This window comes from Treponema sp. JC4, from assembly GCF_000260795.1.
GTDB lineage: Bacteria > Spirochaetota > Spirochaetia > Treponematales > Treponemataceae > Treponema_D.
In genome coordinates this window covers 1-565 of the sequence record NZ_AJGU01000133.1, presented here as the reverse complement: position 1 = coordinate 565, position 565 = coordinate 1, and the positions used below count along the sequence as shown (strand labels likewise).

Below are 565 nucleotides of genomic sequence, written 5' to 3'. Positions count from 1 at the left end.
AAGGTCATGAAGGCCATAAACGATCATAACTATTCTGCAAGCATAGAGGCAGACGGAAAGACAGTTTCCGCATCTGTTTCTTCTATTAAAGATAAGTACGAGATCATAGGTTCTTTTACGACGAAGACCACAGCAAATTCCATCCGTAACGGCAATATCAAGCAGGCGGCTGCAGCTATAAACGGAACAGTCCTTCAGCCGGGAGAAGAGTTCTCTTTCAATACAGTTGTCGGACAGCGTACAGCCGAGAAGGGTTACGGCGGAGCGCCGGCATATAATGAAGGCGAGGTCGTAACAGAGGTCGGCGGCGGCGTCTGCCAGGTATCATCAACTCTGTACAATGCTGTATTCAGAGCGGGACTTACAACCACATACAGACGTTCACATACATTTGCACCAACTTATGTAACACCGGGAACAGATGCCACTGTTTCATGGCCGGGACCTGATTACAAGTTCGTGAACAATTCCGATCATGCCATCGGAATCAGAGCGTGGTATGCCGATCAGACCATGAATGCCCAGATCTACGGAATCAGGATACTTCCCGAGGGAGTTTCATGGG

General features: G+C 48.7%; 1 protein-coding gene. It reads left to right on the top strand.

Annotation, left to right across the window (positions count from 1 at the left end):
* The coding region (locus MSI_RS13625; protein WP_039925189.1) for a VanW family protein at positions 1-565 on the top strand (565 nt) is incomplete at both ends.